At 59.6% G+C, this 17,527-nt stretch carries 16 protein-coding genes; 12 read left to right on the top strand and 4 right to left on the bottom strand.

Annotated features, from left to right (window positions below; genetic code table 11):
• Positions 1-17 precede the first annotated feature (17 nt).
• The 9 genes from ACZ9BX_RS19375 to ACZ9BX_RS19335 all read left to right on the top strand — a co-directional run bounded on the left by ACZ9BX_RS19375 (position 18) and on the right by ACZ9BX_RS19335 (position 8,880).
• Positions 18-302, top strand: coding sequence for a YciI family protein (locus tag ACZ9BX_RS19375; RefSeq protein WP_027508043.1), 285 nt, complete (start codon positions 18-20; stop codon positions 300-302).
• Positions 303-389: 87 nt separating this feature from the next.
• The gene (locus tag ACZ9BX_RS19370) at positions 390-1,295 is read left to right on the top strand and encodes a heme-dependent oxidative N-demethylase family protein (RefSeq protein WP_476219671.1); all 906 of its coding nucleotides are present in this window, start codon (positions 390-392) and stop codon (positions 1,293-1,295) included.
• A 134-nt stretch (positions 1,296-1,429) separates the two neighbouring features.
• Positions 1,430-2,884: a homospermidine synthase gene (locus tag ACZ9BX_RS19365; protein WP_476219669.1), complete on the top strand. Its 1,455-nt coding sequence runs from the start codon at positions 1,430-1,432 to the stop codon at positions 2,882-2,884.
• A gap of 110 nt (positions 2,885-2,994) precedes the next feature.
• Complete coding sequence (locus ACZ9BX_RS19360; RefSeq protein WP_476219667.1) at positions 2,995-3,579, top strand: GNAT family N-acetyltransferase; 585 nt, start codon at positions 2,995-2,997, stop codon at positions 3,577-3,579.
• A gap of 176 nt (positions 3,580-3,755) precedes the next feature.
• Entirely contained in the window at positions 3,756-4,118 is a 363-nt protein-coding gene (omp10, locus tag ACZ9BX_RS19355) for an outer membrane lipoprotein Omp10 (protein WP_027508040.1), read from the top strand.
• Positions 4,119-4,326: 208 nt separating this feature from the next.
• Positions 4,327-6,165 (top strand): 5'-nucleotidase C-terminal domain-containing protein, encoded by a 1,839-nt coding sequence (locus ACZ9BX_RS19350; RefSeq protein ID WP_476219665.1) that lies wholly within the window; start codon positions 4,327-4,329, stop codon positions 6,163-6,165.
• 126 nt (positions 6,166-6,291) lie between these two features.
• Positions 6,292-7,326 carry a ferrochelatase gene (gene hemH, locus ACZ9BX_RS19345; protein WP_476219663.1) on the top strand — a complete coding sequence of 345 codons (1,035 nt, stop codon included), beginning with the start codon at positions 6,292-6,294 and terminating at the stop codon, positions 7,324-7,326.
• A gap of 84 nt (positions 7,327-7,410) precedes the next feature.
• Positions 7,411-8,421 carry an SPFH domain-containing protein gene (locus ACZ9BX_RS19340; protein WP_476219662.1) on the top strand — a complete coding sequence of 337 codons (1,011 nt, stop codon included), beginning with the start codon at positions 7,411-7,413 and terminating at the stop codon, positions 8,419-8,421.
• A 3-nt stretch (positions 8,422-8,424) separates the two neighbouring features.
• Positions 8,425-8,880: an NfeD family protein gene (locus ACZ9BX_RS19335; protein ID WP_476219661.1), complete on the top strand. Its 456-nt coding sequence runs from the start codon at positions 8,425-8,427 to the stop codon at positions 8,878-8,880.
• Here the strand turns inward: ACZ9BX_RS19335 and ACZ9BX_RS19330 are convergent, their stop codons facing one another.
• The gene (locus ACZ9BX_RS19330) at positions 8,881-9,873 is read right to left on the bottom strand and encodes a KpsF/GutQ family sugar-phosphate isomerase (RefSeq protein ID WP_476219659.1); all 993 of its coding nucleotides are present in this window, start codon (positions 9,871-9,873) and stop codon (positions 8,881-8,883) included.
• 144 nt (positions 9,874-10,017) lie between these two features.
• On the opposite strand from ACZ9BX_RS19330, the gene ACZ9BX_RS19325 reads away from it, so the two are divergent.
• The gene (locus ACZ9BX_RS19325; protein WP_476219658.1) at positions 10,018-11,601 is read left to right on the top strand and encodes an outer membrane beta-barrel protein; all 1,584 of its coding nucleotides are present in this window, start codon (positions 10,018-10,020) and stop codon (positions 11,599-11,601) included.
• 2 nt (positions 11,602-11,603) lie between these two features.
• Here the strand turns inward: ACZ9BX_RS19325 and galU are convergent, their stop codons facing one another.
• The gene (gene galU / locus ACZ9BX_RS19320) at positions 11,604-12,491 is read right to left on the bottom strand and encodes a UTP--glucose-1-phosphate uridylyltransferase GalU (protein WP_027508033.1); all 888 of its coding nucleotides are present in this window, start codon (positions 12,489-12,491) and stop codon (positions 11,604-11,606) included.
• 202 nt (positions 12,492-12,693) lie between these two features.
• Between galU and ACZ9BX_RS19315 the strand changes: the two genes are divergently transcribed.
• Positions 12,694-13,917 (top strand): lytic murein transglycosylase, encoded by a 1,224-nt coding sequence (locus tag ACZ9BX_RS19315; protein ID WP_476219655.1) that lies wholly within the window; start codon positions 12,694-12,696, stop codon positions 13,915-13,917.
• Between the two features lie 88 nt (positions 13,918-14,005).
• A complete protein-coding gene (locus tag ACZ9BX_RS19310; protein WP_476220072.1) occupies positions 14,006-15,208 on the top strand; it encodes an SGNH/GDSL hydrolase family protein in 1,203 nt (400 codons plus the stop codon).
• Between the two features lie 3 nt (positions 15,209-15,211).
• On the opposite strand, the gene ACZ9BX_RS19305 is transcribed toward ACZ9BX_RS19310, so the two are convergent.
• Positions 15,212-15,487: a GNAT family N-acetyltransferase gene (locus ACZ9BX_RS19305; RefSeq protein WP_476219653.1), complete on the bottom strand. Its 276-nt coding sequence runs from the start codon at positions 15,485-15,487 to the stop codon at positions 15,212-15,214.
• Between the two features lie 354 nt (positions 15,488-15,841).
• On the bottom strand, positions 15,842-17,296 hold the full coding sequence (locus ACZ9BX_RS19300; protein ID WP_132562666.1) for a glutamate synthase subunit beta: 1,455 nt from the start codon (positions 17,294-17,296) through the stop codon (positions 15,842-15,844).
• Positions 17,297-17,527: the final 231 nt, after the last annotated feature.

The raw sequence follows: 17,527 nt of genomic DNA, 5'->3' as shown, positions 1-17,527 counted from the left end.
GCCGGAAGGATTCTGCCATGTTTATCCTCGCGCTCACTTATGTGAAGCCGAACGAAGAAGCCGACAAGCTCATGGAGCCGCATATGGCCTGGGTCAAGGAAGGCTATGCGCGGGGCTGGTTCCTTGCCTCCGGCCGCAAAGTCCCCCGCACCGGTGGCGTGGTTCTCGCCATCGGCAATCGTGCCGAGATCGAGGCCTATGTCGCCGCCGATCCCTTTGCAGTCCACGGCGTTGCGGAGTACGACATCACGGAAGTCGCGGTGACAACGGTGGCCGCGGGGCTGGAGCTTCTCAAAAGCTGAGTCGCAAATGCGCGGCGGGGATCGTCAATTGGAAAGAAGGACAATCGCCAGCTGTTCCACCGCGCGGCGTTACGCTAGGCTTTCGCTATGACGCTCCCGACCTACACTCCCTATGACGGTTCCTCCAAACCCTTCACCATCGGCCTCATGCCGCTCGATATCGGCCGCTGGATCGAGCCGGATGCCGATCTGCCGCGCTATCTCGGCGAAAAGCAACATCTGCTTGAAGCCCATCGGGATGAGATTTTCGTGGCCGAGGAGGACACCGAAACCGCACAGCAGGAATGCCTCGACCTTCTCGTGAATTACCTTTGCGAGGCCTATCCGGCTCTCTACCGCCGCATTGGCAATCTTGTTGAAGTAGCCGGCAAACCCGTCGATCTCTGGGAGCCATCCCTTCCGCCACTTCTGAAGGCCGGCTCACTTATTGCCGACGACCTTGTCATCATGCGCCGCAAGGACGACGGCTGGCACCTCGTCGCCGGTTACGTTGCCTTCCCTTCTTCCTGGTCGCTCAAGGAAAAGTTTGGCCGGCCGATGCAGGCGATCCATGCAGACGTGCCCGGTTTCGGCGAAGGGACGCGCAACGCGACGTTGATTACCCGCATCTTCGACAGTCTGCAGACCGCTCAGCCCGTCGAGCGCATGAACTGGTCTGTTAACGCCACAGGCGATCTTTTCCTGCCTGCATCCAAACATCGCCGTCCGCCGCAGGCCGCGGCCTTTACACTCGCTGAACGCTTCGCCCGTGTCGAGCGCCAGACATTGCGCAAGCTGCCAGGCTCCGGCGATATCGTCTTCACCATCCGCGTCTATGTCGATCCCGTAGCCGCGATCGAGCATCATCCAAAGGCGGCAGTACTGGTGCAAAGCTTCGCGAACCAGCTCGAGACGCTTGACGAACATCAGACCGCTTACAAAGGTCTGGCCTTGCAGAAGGCCGCCCTCGTCACAAAGCTGCGCATGCTCGCCCGCCGGCTATCGCCTGTCTGATAATCGATTTCCCGCAAACGCTCTTTATTGTGACGCCGATTTATGATTAGAGCCGGTCACCTCGCATTTCTTGCGCCATTTCAGAAGAATCCTTAGAGGCTCATCGCCTTCGCCGCCTTCCACAGGAGAAAAGAATGACGGAACAGACCCACCCGGTATATGCCGAAATTACCGGTCCGATCGTGATGATCGGCTTTGGCTCCATCGGCCGCGGCACGCTGCCGCTGATCGAGCGCCACTTCAAGTTCGACAAGAGCCGGATGGTTGTTATCGACCCGCGCGACGAGCCGGCCGATATGGAAATCCTGAAGAAGTACGGCATCCTCCATATCAAGGAATATGTGACGAAGGACAACTACAAGGATCTCCTGAAGCCGCTTCTGACCAAAGGCGGAGGTCAGGGCTTCTGCGTCAATCTCTCGGTCGACACTGGCTCGCTCGACATCATGAAGCTCTGCCGCAAGCTCGACGTGCTCTATATCGATACCGTCGTCGAACCTTGGCTCGGCTTCTATTTCGACAAGAACATGAAGAATGCTGACCGCACCAACTATGCGCTGCGCGAAACCGTGCGCAAGGAAAAGGCAAGGAACCCAGGCGGGGCGACGGCTGTCTCCACCTGCGGCGCAAACCCGGGCATGGTGTCCTGGTTCGTCAAGCAGGCGCTGGTCAATCTCGCCAACGAGATCGGCGTGAAGTTCGAAGAACCGGATCAGCACGACCGCGAAGCCTGGGCGAAGCTGATGAAGAAGGTCGGCGTCAAGGGCGTCCACATCGCCGAACGCGACACCCAGCGCACCAAGCATCCGAAACCGCTCAACGTCTTCTGGAACACTTGGTCTGTCGAAGGCTTCATCTCCGAAGGCATGCAGCCCGCCGAACTCGGCTGGGGCACCCATGAAAACTGGATGCCGAAGAACGCCAAGAAGCAGAAGAAGGGCTGCAAGGCCGCGATCTATCTGGAGCAGCCAGGCGCCAACACCCGCGTCCGCACATGGTGCCCGACGCCAGGCCCGCAATACGGCTTCCTTGTCACCCATAACGAATCGATCTCGATCGCCGATTATTTCACGGTCCGCGACAAAGATGGCGAAGTCACCTTCCGCCCGACCTGCCACTATGCCTACCATCCGGCCAACGACGCGATCCTGTCGCTGCATGAAATGTTCGGCAACGGCGGTACGCCGCAGCCGGTCCACCACGTCCTCGACGAGGACGAGCTGGAGGATGGCATCGACGAACTCGGCGTGCTCCTCTACGGCCACGAGAAGAATGCGTACTGGTACGGCTCGCGTCTCTCGCTTGAAGAGACCCGTCGCATCGCTCCTTACCAGAACGCAACGGGCCTGCAGGTGACCTCCGCTGTTCTCGCAGGCATGGTCTGGGCCCTCGAACATCCGAAGGCCGGCATCGTCGAGGCCGACGAGATCGATTATAAGCGCTGCCTCGAAGTGCAGCTGCCTTATCTCGGCCCGGTTGAAGGTCACTACACCGACTGGACCCCCCTCGATGGCCGCCCGGGCCTCTTCCCGGACGACATCGATACGAAGGATCCCTGGCAGTTCAAGAACATCCTGGTCCGTTCGTAACCGGGAGATTCAAACTCGCATCAATACCTACGCGGGGCGAGTGGAGTGGGGCGGCAGATAATCCGCTCCACTCCACATCCGAGAACGATCTTCTCGGTAGGACGAAAAGCGTGAAGGTCGCCAGGCGCGACATCCCGACTTTTCTCGATTGGGAAATCCTATTTCTACATGGCACACTGCTGGGGCAACAGGCTCATAGAGAGGAACCCTCCGTGATCTCATCCAGACCAATGCGTGAAAGCGAATATCCGGCTTACCTCGATTATTTCATCACGGATTACGCCACTGAGATCTCGGCCAATTACGGTCTTTCCCGCCATGAAGCCGTGGCACAGGCCAATCGGGAAATTGCAAATGACCTGCCGCTTGGCGTCAACACGCCCGGCGAAGTCATGCTCTGTGTCATAGACCAAGCGTCGGAAATTGAGTGCGTCGTGGGTTATCTTTGGTATCGGCCCGATCCAGCGAAGCGCTTCGTATTCATCAAAGATTTCTATATCTTTGCAGAGCATCAGGGAAAAGGCTTTGGCAAGCAGGCGTTGAATACCTTGGAAGCCAACCTGTCACAGACAGGTTTCGAGCAGATAAGGCTGCGCGTTGCCGAGGATAACAAGCGCGCCAAGCATGTCTATGAGACAGCTGGTTTTCGCGTCACCGGCATTAATATGAGCAAGTCAATTAAAACGGAATGCTAATCATCAGAGCATCAGAAACTTCGCCCCAATTTGCCGCGCAAAAGCGGACATTTTTGTAACGCCTGCTGTGTAATTTCGCTTCATCGTTGCAGGAGACTTGCCATGGCGGCGGGCTCGGGCCATGTTTTTCAGGACTTTCGCGGATAGAGTCCGCTCCGAATCGCCGGGAGAACCATATGACGTTCAGAAACATTCTCGTCCTTGCGGGTGCAGCGGCAGCGCTTGCCGCCTGCGTCTCAGACCGCCCCATGCCGGTAGCGACGCGCGCTGCGCCGACCGGCGTCGAGGGTTCCTGGGCTGATCCGAACGGCATCATTTCTACCTTCCAGGCCGGCACCTTCACCACCCGCACGACCGACAGCAACCAGCTGCTCGCGTCCGGCACGTATATCAACACTTCGCCGTCACTGGTCGAAATCAGCATGACATCGCTGGTTCGCAAGACGCAGTCGAAGGTCAATTGCGCGCTCGTCAACCAAAGTCAGCTGAACTGCACCTCGGATGCAGGTTCGCAATTCACGTTGACGCGCCGCATGTAATTTCCCAGCCCACCTTCAATGAAGAAGCTCCCTTAGTGGGAGCTTTTTTCGTTTTTGCCTTTTGGAAAGCACCTCGGGAAACACAGCTTTTTGCACTTGCGGTCGGTCATTGTTGATGAAAACATCCGCCCGCCGGGTAACCGCCAAAACGAATAAGGGAAGGGCGGAGTCAGGGGTACGGGCCTCGCCATCAAATCAGGAGAACAGGATGACCAAGTCATTTAGCTTCGGTCTGTTGACCGCATCGATGCTGGCCCTCAGCGCCGGCGCAGCCTTCGCGGACTACCAGCTCAATATTCTTCATATCAACGATTTCCATTCACGCATCGAGTCGATCAACAAGTTCGATTCCACCTGCTCGGCGGAGGACGAAGGCAAGAACGCGTGCTTCGGCGGCGCCGCCCGCTTGAAGACCGCGATTGACCAGCGCCGTCAGGCGCTCTCCGGCCAGAACGTCCTGCTGCTGAACGCCGGCGACAACTTTCAAGGCTCGCTCTTCTACACGACCTACAAGGGTACTGCGGAAGCCGAAATGCTGAACGCCATGAAATTCGACGTCATGACCGTCGGCAATCATGAATTTGACGACAGCGAAGACGGCCTCGCCGCCTTCCTCGACAAGGTGCAGTTCCCGGTCATTTCCGCCAACGTCCTTGCCGCCGACGGCGCGAAGGTCGGTGATCGCATCAAGCCTTCATTAGTACTCGATGTCGGCGGCCAGAAGATCGGCATCGTCGGGGCCGTGGCCAATGATACTGAAGAGCTTTCCTCTCCCGGCCCCAAAGTGATGATTGCCGAAGATGTCCAGACGATCACCGCCGCCATCGAGGAACTAAAGGCGCAGGGCATCAACAAGATCATCGCTCTCACCCATGTCGGCTATCCGCGCGATCTCGCAGCCATCGCCAAGATTCCGGATGTCGATGTGGTCGTCGGCGGCCACTCGCACAGCCTGCTTTCGAACACCGATCCGAAGGCGGAAGGCCCCTACCCGACGATGGTAGACAATCCGGGCGGCTACAAGGTGCCGGTCGTGCAGGCTGCCTCCTACAGCAAGTATCTCGGCGATCTCGTCGTCGACTTCGACGACAGCGGCGTCGTCAAGAGCGCCAAGGGCGATCCGATCCTGATCGACTCCTCCTTCACGCCCGACCCGGCCCTCGTTGCCCGTATCCAGGAGCTGGCAAAACCGATCGAAGAACTCCGCAAGAAGGTCATCGGCGCATCCGAAGCGCCGATCGAGGGCGACCGCACGGTTTGCCGCGTCAAGGAGTGCTCGATGGGCAACCTCGTCGCCGACGCCATGCTGGACCGCACGAAAAACCAGGGCATGCAGATCGCCATCCAGAACGGCGGCGGCCTGCGCGCCTCGATCGACGGTGGCGACATCACTCAGGGCGAGGTCATCACCGTCCTGCCCTTCCAGAACACGGTGGCCACTTTCCAGCTGACGGGGGCGGACATCGTCAAGGCGCTTGAAAACGGCGTCAGCCAGATCGATGAGGGCGCTGGCCGCTTCCCGCAGGTTGCCGGCCTGAAGTACAGCTTCGACAAATCCAAGCCGGCAGGCAGCCGCATCAGCGACGTCCAAGCGAGGGAAGGCGATGCATTCGTCCCGATCGCTCCCGCCAAGAGCTACGGTGTCGTCACCAACAACTTCATGCGCGCCGGCGGCGACGGTTATTCGATCTTCGAAACGGCCGGCAAGAACGCCTATGATTTCGGGCCGGATCTCGCGGACGTGACCGTCGAATATCTGGCGGCCCATAACCCCTACAAGCCCTATACCGACGGCCGCATAACGGCGCTCGCATCGGCTGAGGCTGCAGCGCCTGCGGCTCCAGCTGCGACGGCACCTGCTCCCGCAGCCACTGCACCTGCTGCGACGCCGGCAAACCACGTTATCGCGGCAGGTGACACGCTTTGGGATCTTGCTAAGCAATTCTACGGTGACGGCGAACTCTGGAAGAAGATCTCCGAAGCCAACGGCAATCCAGACCCGCGCCGTCTGATGGTGGGCAAGGAGCTTCAGGTTCCCGCGAAGTAAGACGATTTGTCCCGAGCTTGAAAGCCGGTCCGGGGTTTCCCGGGCCGGTTTTTCTACTTATAGGGATGAACCAACCGAGCCCGGCTGCGCATGAGCGGGTAGAGACTATTAAGCGTTGGGGCCAAGATGACCATTGCGACTTCATACCTCCCGGCGGAGCATCCACCCGTCAAGTTCGGCAGGGTCGGTGTTCTTCTCGTCAATCTCGGCACGCCTGACGGCACCGACTACACATCCATGCGACGCTATCTGCGCGAATTCCTGACAGACAAACGCGTCATCGAATGGTCGCCGTGGAAATGGTATCCGATCCTCTTCGGCATTGTCCTGAACACCCGCCCGCAGAAGGTCGGTAAGGCCTACGAGACGATCTGGAACAAGGATAATAACGAGAGCTATCTGCGTACCTACACGCGCAACCAGTCCGATCTCATGGCCGCGCGTCTGAAGGACCTGCCGAACGTCAAAGTCGATTGGGCGATGCGCTACGGCACGCCCTCCATCGGCTCGCGCATCGACGCACTAAAGGACGAAGGCTGCGACCGCATCGTTCTTTTCCCGCTCTATCCGCAATATGCGGCAGCAACGACCGCGACGGTCAACGACAAGGCATTCCAGCATCTCTTGAAGATGCGCTGGCAGCCGGCGCTGCGGACCGTGCCGGACTACCATGACGATGAAACCTATATCGAGGCGCTCGCCAGTTCGGTGACGAAGCATCTTGCGACGCTCGACTGGGAACCGGAGATGATCCTTGCTTCGTTTCACGGCATTCCACTCTCCTATTCCGAACAAGGCGATCCCTATTACTTCCAGTGCCAGAAGACAGGGCACCTGCTCCGCAAAAAGCTCGGCCTTCCGGAGGAGAAGTTCATGGTCACCTTCCAGTCCCGCTTCGGGCCGGAAGAATGGCTGCAACCCTATACGGACAAGACCGTCGAGAAGCTGGCGCAGGACGGCGTCAAACGCATCGCCGTCCTTAATCCGGGTTTCGTCTCCGACTGTCTGGAGACACTGGAAGAGATCGCCGAGCAGGCGGCTCACTCCTTCCATGCGAACGGCGGCGAGAAATTTACGCATATCCCCTGCCTCAACGACAGCGACGACGGCATGCGCGTGCTGGAAAAAGTCGTGCGTCGCGAGTTGCTCGGCTGGGTCTGACGGTCGTCATTTCCCAATTGCAAAGAACATGTTAACTCATCACATCCGATGTTGTGGCGCGGCCTGCGCCGAGGGAGGGGTTTCATGGTCTTGGGCGGTTTCGATATCGTCGTTATTGCGCTCGTCGTCTTCGTCATCCTGGTGCTTTTTGCAGGCGTCAAGACGGTGCCGCAGGGCTATCGCTATACGATCGAGCGCTTCGGACGCTATACGCGGACGCTGGAGCCGGGCCTCAACATCATCACGCCCTTCATCGAGCGCGTCGGCGCCCGCTTGAACGTCATGGAGCAGGTTCTCGATGTTCCTACCCAGGAAGTCATCACCCGCGACAACGCCTCCGTCGCCGCCGATGCCGTCGCCTTCTACCAGGTCCTGAATGCCGCTCAGGCCGCCTACCAGGTCTCCAATCTCGAAAACGCCATCCTCAACCTGACGATGACCAATATCCGCTCCGTCATGGGCTCCATGGATCTCGACGAGCTTCTGTCCAACCGCGATGCGATCAACGACCGGCTGCTGCGCGTCGTTGATGACGCAGTGCAGCCCTGGGGTATCAAGGTCACGCGCATCGAGATCAAGGACATCCGTCCACCGACCGATCTCGTCGACGCCATGGCACGGCAGATGAAGGCCGAACGTGAGAAGCGTGCCCAAATTCTGGAAGCCGAAGGTTCGCGCAACGCCCAGATCCTTCGCGCCGAAGGGGCCAAGCAATCGGCGATCCTCGAAGCGGAAGGCCAGCGCGAGGCAGCGTTTCGCGAGGCGGAAGCCCGGGAGCGTCTGGCCGAGGCCGAGGCCAAGGCGACAAAGATGGTCTCGGAAGCAATCGCCGCCGGCGATGTGCAGGCGATCAACTACTTCGTCGCCCAAAAATATACCGAGGCTCTTACCGCGATCGGCTCGGCTTCCAATTCCAAGATTGTCATGATGCCGATGGAAGCCTCGTCCATTATCGGCTCTCTGAGCGGCATCGGCGCGATCGCTAGGGAGGTCTTCGGCGACGGCAACAATCCGCCCTCCCCGCCACGTCCGCGTCAAGTGCCGTCGCGCACGAACCCGCCGGTCAATCCCTTCAACCAAACCCCGGAGCGCTGACGAATGCTGGCACGCATCGTTGCAGAATTGGGACCATGGAGCTGGTGGATCGTGGGCCTGGTGCTGCTTGCCGCCGAGATGATCGTGCCTGGCTTTTTCCTCGTCTGGATCGGGCTCGCCGCACTCGCCATAGGCGTTCTGTCGCTACTGTTTTGGGATGCCGCCTTCTGGGTCTGGGAAACGCAGCTCATCCTGTTCGCTGTCCTGGCCGTTGCCGCGACACTCCTCGGCCGCCGGCTAACGCTTCGCCATGATGTGACTGACGAGCCCTTCCTCAATCAGCGGGGCGCAAGTCTCGTCGGCCGAACGGCAACGCTCTCGGAACCGATCGCCGAAGGCCGTGGCCGCATTCGCCTCGATGATACGATCTGGCGGGTGACAGGCCCGAACCTCCCGGCCGGAACGCAGGTGAAGGTGGTCGCAAGCAATGGCCGCGACCTGACGGTCGAGCCGCTCTAATCAAGCGACGCCGATCCGCAAGAGATCGTGAAAATGCACCAGGCCCGCCGGTCTGTTGTCGTCATCGATGACGATCAGTGCGCCGATTTGATACTGCTCCAGCAATGCCAGCGCGCTTGTTGCAAGCGCCGTCGGCTTCACGGTCTTCGGCGTGCGCGTCATGATATCGTCGACGCAAAGCTCGGACAGATTGCGTGTCAGGTTGCGGGCAATGTCCCCCTCGGTAACGATGCCGCAGAGCCGCCCGTCTTCCTCTAGAACGCCGACGCAGCCGAAATGCTTGCGCGACAGCACTTGGATCGCCTCCGGCATCGGCGTCCCCTTCGGCACTAGCGGCACGCGCTCGCCAGTGTGCATGACGTCGCCGACATGCGTCAGGCTGGCGCCGAGCTTTCCGCCCGGATGGAAGACATGGAAATCCCGCGCCGTGAAACCGCGCGCTTCAAGCAACGCGATCGCCAGCGCATCCCCGAGGGCGAGCTGCATCAATGTCGATGTCGTTGGCGCAAGCCCGTTCGGGCAGGCTTCCTGTTCGTTCGGGATCAGCAATACGATGTCGGATGCTGTTGCCAGCGACGAGCGCTCGCTGCACGTGAGCGCGATCAAAGGAATGGAGAATCGGCGTGTATAGGCAATGATGCTGCGCAGTTCTGCGCTTTCGCCGCCTTTGGATATGGCGAGGACAAGATCGTCCCTCGCGATCATCCCGAGGTCGCCGTGATTGGCCTCCGCGGCGTGAACGAAAAACGCCGGCGTGCCCGTCGAAGCAAGAGTAGCGGCCAATTTTGTACCAATGTGCCCGCTTTTGCCGACACCAGTCACGATGACTCGGCCGCTAATGCCGCCGATCGTCTCCACCGCTTGAGAAAAGGGCTCAGACAGGCCGTCGCTCAAGGCGCGTTCCAGCGCCTCCAGGCCGCGTCTCTCCGTCTCGATCGTCCGCTTGGCGGATTCGAGCACACTGTTCTCAACAAGTTTGACCGCTTTCCTCATGGCCCTGCGTTAGCGCTTTTCATTTAAGGTGTCCACCCATGCCGCTTTGCAACCTGTGAACAGAGCGCTGCAGCCGAAACGAATGATTAACCACAAGGCTTTACGTTCGGGTAACAAATTGAGCATGCCACACGCGGAATCCGGATGGCCAAGGAAAATGAGACGAGCAGTTTGACGCCGCTCCGCGCGACGCGTTTTGCCGTGTCTTCTATCGTTCTCTGCGCTGTGTTTCTTCCACCTGGCCCTGGGTTTGCTCAGTCCACGCAGAGCAGCATCAGCAGCGGCACATCCGGCTATTCGTCTGCATCCAGTTCGCAGTCGTATAGCGGTTCCTCGAATGCACAGCAGTCTTTTCCCGCCGGCAATGGCGCAGTCGATGGTAGCGATATAGCAAATCCTTCCAACGATGAATTAATCAGCGGCACCCCATCCAACTCAGGTCAACAAGCCGGAACATCAACGACAACCGGGGCAACGAATCAGGATCCGTCCGATGAAACGACCGGCTCCATCCTCGATGAGGAGATACGCCGCCTGAACACCCGTGAACCAGCGGTCGATGACAGGAGGGCGCCACGGAAACTGGAGGAAACCCTCTCGGCTCAGGAGACGGCGGGCATCCACGTCGGCACCTTCGTACTGCGCCCCTCCGTTACCCAGTCGATCAATACCGAAACCACGAAGGACGGCAGCACGAAGGAAACCCGTGCTTTCCTCGAAACCGATGCCTACGCAACACTGACCTCCGATTGGGCGCTGCATCAGCTCCTCATCACCAGCCAGGGCACATGGCAGCAGAATATCAGCGGTAGCGGCGAAGAGCAGCCCGCCTTCGACATCGACGGCGACCTTCGCCTCGACCTGCCTGACGATACGGTCGCGCATATCAAGGGCGGATACCGGTTCTATCGCGAGGACACCGACGATCCCGACGCAATCGCCGATGCCGAGCAGCAATCGGACGTGCAGGAGTTTTCGGCGGGCGCATCCGTCGAGCGAGATTTCGGGATCTTGCGAGGTACCGCAGCACTCGATCTGACACGGACGATCTACTCTGACGCCGTGCTTTCGAACGGCACGAGGGTCTCGCTCAGCGACCGCAACCAGACGTCAGGCACATTGCGGACCCGCGTCGGCTACGAGCTTTCGCCCGCACTCATTCCCTTCATCGAAGCCTCCATCGGCACGACGGTCTACGATGAAACGCGGGATTCGGCAGGCTTTGCACGCTCCGGCGACAGCTACGGTGCCAAAGCCGGCGTCGAAATCGATCTCGGAGAAAAGCTGAAAGGCGAAGTCGGTCTCGGCTACGAAACTGCAACCTTTGATGATAGCCGCCTCGACTCGATCGATACCGCAACCGTCGACGCAAACCTCCTCTGGTCGCCGCTGCGTGGAACCGACGTTCGTTTTGATCTATCGACCAGCATCCAACCTTCAACGACGGCTGGTCAGAGCGGTTATATCTCGCACGTGCTGACGACGGCGATCACGCATCAGCTGCGCGACAATCTTCAAGCAACGGTGCTGGGTGGGGTGACTTTGCGGGACTATCCGTCCGGCGGCAGCAGTGACGAGACGGTCTATACCGCGAGCGGCGGATTGACTTGGAACATCAACCGCTATCTCGATTTCACCAGCACGCTGGGATACGAGCTGACGACGCGGGATGTAGGCGCCGACTCGCAGCAATGGCGAGCCGGCGTCGGTCTCAAGCTGAAACGCTAGCCTCAAAGGCCTTTCAGCAGTGCCTTGAAACCGTCTTCGACGGTCGGGCGAATATCCGCACGTTCGAGTGCGAACGCCACGTTGGCCAGGATGAAACCATCCTTCGCGCCGCAGTCGTAGGTCGTGCCACGGAAGTGGTAGCCTGCAAAATCCTGTTCCTTGAGCAACTTCAGCATGCCGTCGGTCAGCTGGATTTCATTGCCGGCACCGCGCTCCTGCGTCTCGAGGATCTTGAAGATTTCCGGCTGCAGAATGTAGCGGCCGTTGATGAAGAAGTTGGAGGGTGCAGTGCCTTTGGCTGGCTTTTCGACCATACCAGTGATGCGGAAACCCTCGCCGATCGGTTCGCCCGCTCCCACGATGCCGTATCTGTGCGCCTGCTCCGGATCGCACTCTTCAACGGCGATGATGTTGCCACCGCTCTGGGCATAGAGATCGATCATGCCCTTCATGCAGCCCTTGCCTTCCACCTTCATGATCATGTCCGGCAGCAGCAGGGCGAAAGGTTCGTCGCCGACGATCTCTCGGGCGCACCATACGGCGTGGCCGAGGCCGAGCGGCTCCTGCTGACGTGTGAAGCTGACCGTGCCTGCTTTCGGAAGCTGATTGGCGAGCAGCGTCATTTCCGCCTGCTTGCTGCGTTCCTTCAGCGTTTGCTCGAGTTCGAAATGAATGTCGAAATAGTCTTCGATGATATGCTTGTTGCGGCCTGTCACGAAAACGAAGTGTTCAATGCCGGCTTCGAGCGCCTCGTCGATCACATACTGGATGATCGGTTTATCGACGACAGTCAGCATTTCCTTCGGAACGGCTTTGGTGGCCGGGAGGAACCGTGTCCCCAAACCTGCAACCGGAAATACCGCTTTACGAACTTTTTTCTGCTGTCCCACGTAGACCTCCTAGGGGGCTGGATCGCTTTTACACTCAAGCTATTTAGGGTGAACTAGATTAGAATCGCTACCGTTTTGCAAAGGATGACGGGAGAAGCCGGTCATGGTAAAGAATTTGTTGACTCCGTTCCGGTAGTGTCGGGTTTGGCCGGAAACCGCAACTCCGCCGCACGTGTAACGAAGATGACGGATACGACTGCCGATGACCCAGAATCGCAAATACTCCCTTCGTGGTCTTGCTCTCGCCCTCATTGTGACCGCTTCCGCAGGTCTGGCTCCCCATAACGCGGCTGCCGACCAGCGGTTCCAGAAGTGGATCGCGGACTTTTACCAAACTGCCGCGCAAAATGGCATCAGCAAGGCAACCTACCGGAAAGCTTTCGCAGGCGTGACCGAACCGGACCCAACAGTCCTTGAAAAGGCGGCCTATCAGCCGGAATTCAGGGCCAAGATTTGGGACTATGTGGACTCCCGCGTGAACCCCTATACAGCCGAGATCGGCCGCAAAATGGCCGCAAAGCATGCGGCGACCCTTACCGCGATCGAACGGCATTTTGGCGTCGACAAGAACATCATCCTGGCGATCTGGTCGATGGAATCAAATTATGGCGCCGTGCTTCAAAAGGACGACCGCCTACACTACGTGCCGCGCGCGCTGGCGACCCTTGCCTACGCGGACGACCGCCGCGCCAAATACGCCAAGAAGCAGCTCGTCGCCGCGCTGAAGATTCTGCAGAACGGCGATATCTCGGCCGATGGCATGACAGGATCCTGGGCAGGCGCCATGGGCCATACGCAGTTCATCCCGACAAGCTATCTGCTCTATGCGGTCGATGCCGACCGCAACGGCCATCGCGACATATGGAATTCCGTGCCGGACGCGCTTGCGACCTCCGCTAATCTTCTCGCAAAGAACGGCTGGGACACAGGCAGAACATGGGGCTACGAAGTCTCGGTTCCAGCGAGCCTGGCAAAGCAGGCCGGTAAGACACATACGATCGCGCAGTGGGCAGCGATGGGCGTCACCCGCCCCAACGGCAAGGGCTTCCGCGACGGCTCAACAAGGGCCGTGCTGAAGATGCCGGCCGGCGCCGGCGGTCCCGGCTTCCTGATGACCGCGAACTTTTTCACCATCAAGAAGTACAATGCTTCCGACAGCTACGCGCTCGCCGTCGGTTTGCTTGCTGATGAAATCGCCGGTTATGGCGGCGTGAAGCAGCCTTGGCCGCGGCCGGACGGCACGCTCGATATGAAGGAAAAATTCGAGCTGCAAAATCGCTTGAAGACGCTCGGCTATTACAATGGCGAGGTCGACGGCAATTTCGGTTCAGGTTCGAAAGCCGCGATCTCGGCTGTTCAGGAACGCCTCGGCATGCAGGCCGATGGCGAACCTTCGCTCCCCCTCCTGAAGGCGCTCCGGCGCTAGAAAGGAAAAATCCGCGACATAGATTTCATGGAGAGTGGACGCCTGCGTCCCCTCCATGCGAAAATGTCGCGAGAGGTGGGGCATGACGATGCGTAGATCGGGTAAGGGGCTAAAACCGGGCTGGAGGACGCTGCTATCCGCCGTTCTGGTGTTTTCTTTCGGCATCACAGCTCCCGTCGATTTCGCCGATGCCCAAGAGCGCTACTATTACCGCCGCTCGATCTTCGATTTCTTCCTCGGACGCCGTTATATCGATGAATATCCAGCCCCCCCCGAGGTCCGGCGCGCCCCGCAGCGTCAGCGTAGACGCACTGCAGTCACACCCAAGACAGTTGCTACTCCGCGGCCCGCAGCGCCGATTCCTCAGGAACCCGTGGTCCAGAAGCTCGAGAACGCACAAAAAATCCTGATTGTCGGCGATTTCCTGGCGAGCGGCCTCGGTGATGGCATGATGGAAGCCTTCAAGGCTTCACCCGGCGTCGTCGTCGAAGCCCGGGGCAACGTTGCTTCCGGCTTGGTGCGCGACGACTACTACGATTGGCCCGAACAGCTCTTGAGAATGATGGACGAACTGAAGCCGGCGATGGTCGTCGTCATGATCGGCGCCAACGACCGGCAGCAGATGGTCATCGGCGTCGCCAAGGAGAAGTTCCGCACGGACGCCTGGTATGGCGAATATCAGAAGCGCGTGCTGAACTTCGGCAAGGAAATAACCAACCGCAAGATACCATTGCTTTGGGTCGGCTTGCCCGCCTTCGAATCACCCTCGATGACGGCCGACGCCGTTCAGATGAACCAGCTCTATCGCAAGCAGGTCGAAAGCATCGGCGGTGAGTTCGTCGATATCTGGGATGGCTTCGTAGACGAGAACGGACAGTTCGTCGTTACCGGTTCCGACATCAATGGCCAGCAGGTGCGCCTGCGCACGTCGGACGGCATCAATTTGACACAGGCCGGACGCCGCAAGGTGGCCTTCTACGTCGAAAAGCCGGCCCGTCGCCTTCTCGGTACGCAGGCAAGCCCCGACCTCATGCGCCTCGACACAAGCAATCTGCCCCATCTCGGACTGCCGTCGGATCCGGCCGCGCATACACAGCCGATCAGCCTTTCGGACCCCAATCTCGACGGAGGCGCCGAGCTCCTCGGCGGCAGGCAGCCTCCGGTCACGCTGACGAGGTCGCCGCGAGACATGCTGGTGCACGACGGCCAGATGGAACCGGCGCCGGCAGGACGCGTGGACGACTACAGCCTTCCGGCCTCGAAAGAGCCGAAGCAGGTCTCGGCCAAATAAGCTTCAGCCCTTTGGCTGAGCGACAGTGCGCAGGTAGATGAAATTTTCGTGACGCTCGCCTTCGAACTCGAAGTAGGTCGAGCCCCGCCTTTCAAAGCCCTGCCGTTCATAGAACCGGATAGCGTGGGCGTTCTGATGGTTGACGGCCAGCCATATATGCGTCGCGCCACGCATGGCCGAGAGGAGGTCTGCCACCCGCAGCAATTCGGCGCCGATGCCCTTTCCGATGAAGTGCTCTTGGACATAGAGTGTGACGTGACGTCGGAAAGCTCGGGACATGGCGCATCAAAATCGAGACGCAGATAACCGACAAGATGGCCGTCGATTTCGCACAGGATGAAATACTGGGTGTTAGCGGCCAGATGAAGCCGGAAATTCTCTGCCGTGAACTGTGTCAGCACATAATCTGAAAGCGCCTGACGGATTCCCGTCCTGGCATAGGTGTGCAGCCAGACCTGGGTCGTCAGGGCTGCCAGATTCGCCGCATCGTCCGGCAAGGCTTTCCGAAACCTCATAGTCATTAAGCACTCCGCATGACCAAATCACCAGTTTGCCCTACAGACTGCTCAATAGATCAACCGCCCGCAACCTCTTGCGAGCGGTCCATGTCATGTTCGGCTTCAAGCGACAGTATCAGCCCGGCAGAACCGTGGAGCCCATCAGCGCCTCATCGATCGCGCGTGCTGCCTGGCGGCCTTCGCGGATCGCCCAGACGACCAGCGACTGGCCGCGGCGGACATCGCCTGCCGTCCACAGCTTGTCGACCGAGGTCTTGTAGTCCTTGTCGTTGGCAACGACATTGGTCGAGCCGCGGCGGTCGGTGTTGAGCGTCAGCTTGCCGTCGAGATCCTTGAGCACGCTGTCGGTGAACGGGCCGCGGAAACCGATGGCGATAAAGGCGAGATCCGCCTTGATGACGAATTCCGTGCCGGGAACCGGCTTGCGGCGCTCATCGACTTCACAGCACTTCACACCTGTCAGCACGCCATCCTCGCCGATGAATTCCAGCGTCGCGACCTGGAACTCGCGGACGGCGCCTTCGGCCTGCGAGGAGGACGTGCGCATCTTCGTTGCCCAGAACGGCCAGACGGCGAGCTTGTCTTCCTTCTCCGGCGGCTGCGGACGAATGTCGAGCTGTGTGACCTTGACGGCGCCCTGACGGAAGGCCGTGCCGACACAGTCCGAAGCGGTATCGCCGCCGCCGACGACGACCACATGCTTGGCGCCCGCCAGGATCGGATCTGACGCCCAGCCGACACTGTCAATATTTTCGCGGCCCACGCGCTTGTTCTGTTGCACGAGGTAAGGCATCGCGTCGTGGACGCCGGCAAGTTCGATGCCGGGAATGCCCGCTTCGCGCGGCGTTTCGGAGCCGCCGCAATAAAGCACCGCATCGTAATCCGACAGCAGCTGCTCGACCTTCACATCGACGCCGACATTAACGCCGCAATGGAAGGTGACGCCCTCGCCCTTCATTTGCTCGACACGACGGTCGATGAAATTCTTCTCCATCTTGAAGTCCGGAATGCCGTAGCGCAACAGGCCGCCCGGCCGGCTCTCGCGCTCGTAGACATGGACCTCATGGCCGGCGCGGCCGAGCTGCTGGGCGGCCGCCATACCAGCGGGACCGGAGCCGATGACCGCGACCTTCTTGCCGGTATGGACCGTTGCCGGCTGCGGGCGGATGAAGCCGAGCTCATAGGCCTTGTCGGCAATCGCCTGCTCGACCGTCTTGATTGCAACCGGCGCATCTTCAAGGTTCAGCGTGCAGGCCTCCTCGCACGGCGCCGGGCAGACGCGGCCGGTGAACTCCGGGAAGTTGTTGGTCGAATGCAGGTTCTGAATCGCCGCTTCCCAGTTGTTGTTGTAGACGAGGTCGTTCCAGTCCGGAATCTGGTTGTGGATCGGGCAGCCGGTCGGGCCATGACAATAGGGGATGCCACAGTCCATGCAGCGGGCGGCCTGTTTCTGCACTTCCGGGTCCGACATCGGGATCGTGAATTCGCGGAAATGCCGGATGCGATCCGACGCCGGCTGATACTTCGCTACCTGCCGGTCGATTTCCAGAAACCCTGTGACCTTACCCATATTTTCGTCCCTCATCATCTTAAAGCCCAAGACCCAAAGGCCCCCAGTACCTGTAGGCCAGTCCCATGACTGCGCCCAGGGCTACGAATTCCGTTTCAAAAGAGGCTCCGGCGGAAACTGCAACGGCGAGGCACAGAGAGATGAAGGAATGAAGCAGCGAAAACCGATTTTTCATCATCGTTCTTTCCAGCATCCTCCATGCCGCTCGCCAGAGCAGTGGCAGATTTAGCG

Source organism: Rhizobium sp. USDA 3886, from assembly GCF_056279785.1.
The sequence above is the reverse complement of the archived record's forward strand: the minus strand, read 5'-3'. Positions and strand labels throughout refer to the sequence as shown.

Coding starts and splice junctions, on each gene's coding strand:
- hemH (WP_476219663.1), top strand. CDS start 6,292: ATGACCATTGCGACTTCATACCTCCCGGCGGAGCATCCACCCGTCAAG.
- ACZ9BX_RS19310 (WP_476220072.1), top strand. CDS start 14,006: ATGCGTAGATCGGGTAAGGGGCTAAAACCGGGCTGGAGGACGCTGCTA.
- ACZ9BX_RS19350 (WP_476219665.1), top strand. CDS start 4,327: ATGACCAAGTCATTTAGCTTCGGTCTGTTGACCGCATCGATGCTGGCC.
- ACZ9BX_RS19365 (WP_476219669.1), top strand. CDS start 1,430: ATGACGGAACAGACCCACCCGGTATATGCCGAAATTACCGGTCCGATC.
- ACZ9BX_RS19375 (WP_027508043.1), top strand. CDS start 18: ATGTTTATCCTCGCGCTCACTTATGTGAAGCCGAACGAAGAAGCCGAC.
- ACZ9BX_RS19300 (WP_132562666.1), bottom strand. CDS start 17,296: ATGGGTAAGGTCACAGGGTTTCTGGAAATCGACCGGCAGGTAGCGAAG.
- ACZ9BX_RS19335 (WP_476219661.1), top strand. CDS start 8,425: ATGCTGGCACGCATCGTTGCAGAATTGGGACCATGGAGCTGGTGGATC.
- ACZ9BX_RS19370 (WP_476219671.1), top strand. CDS start 390: ATGACGCTCCCGACCTACACTCCCTATGACGGTTCCTCCAAACCCTTC.
- ACZ9BX_RS19305 (WP_476219653.1), bottom strand. CDS start 15,487: ATGTCCCGAGCTTTCCGACGTCACGTCACACTCTATGTCCAAGAGCAC.
- ACZ9BX_RS19330 (WP_476219659.1), bottom strand. CDS start 9,873: ATGAGGAAAGCGGTCAAACTTGTTGAGAACAGTGTGCTCGAATCCGCC.
- ACZ9BX_RS19315 (WP_476219655.1), top strand. CDS start 12,694: ATGACCCAGAATCGCAAATACTCCCTTCGTGGTCTTGCTCTCGCCCTC.
- omp10 (WP_027508040.1), top strand. CDS start 3,756: ATGACGTTCAGAAACATTCTCGTCCTTGCGGGTGCAGCGGCAGCGCTT.
- ACZ9BX_RS19325 (WP_476219658.1), top strand. CDS start 10,018: ATGGCCAAGGAAAATGAGACGAGCAGTTTGACGCCGCTCCGCGCGACG.
- ACZ9BX_RS19340 (WP_476219662.1), top strand. CDS start 7,411: ATGGTCTTGGGCGGTTTCGATATCGTCGTTATTGCGCTCGTCGTCTTC.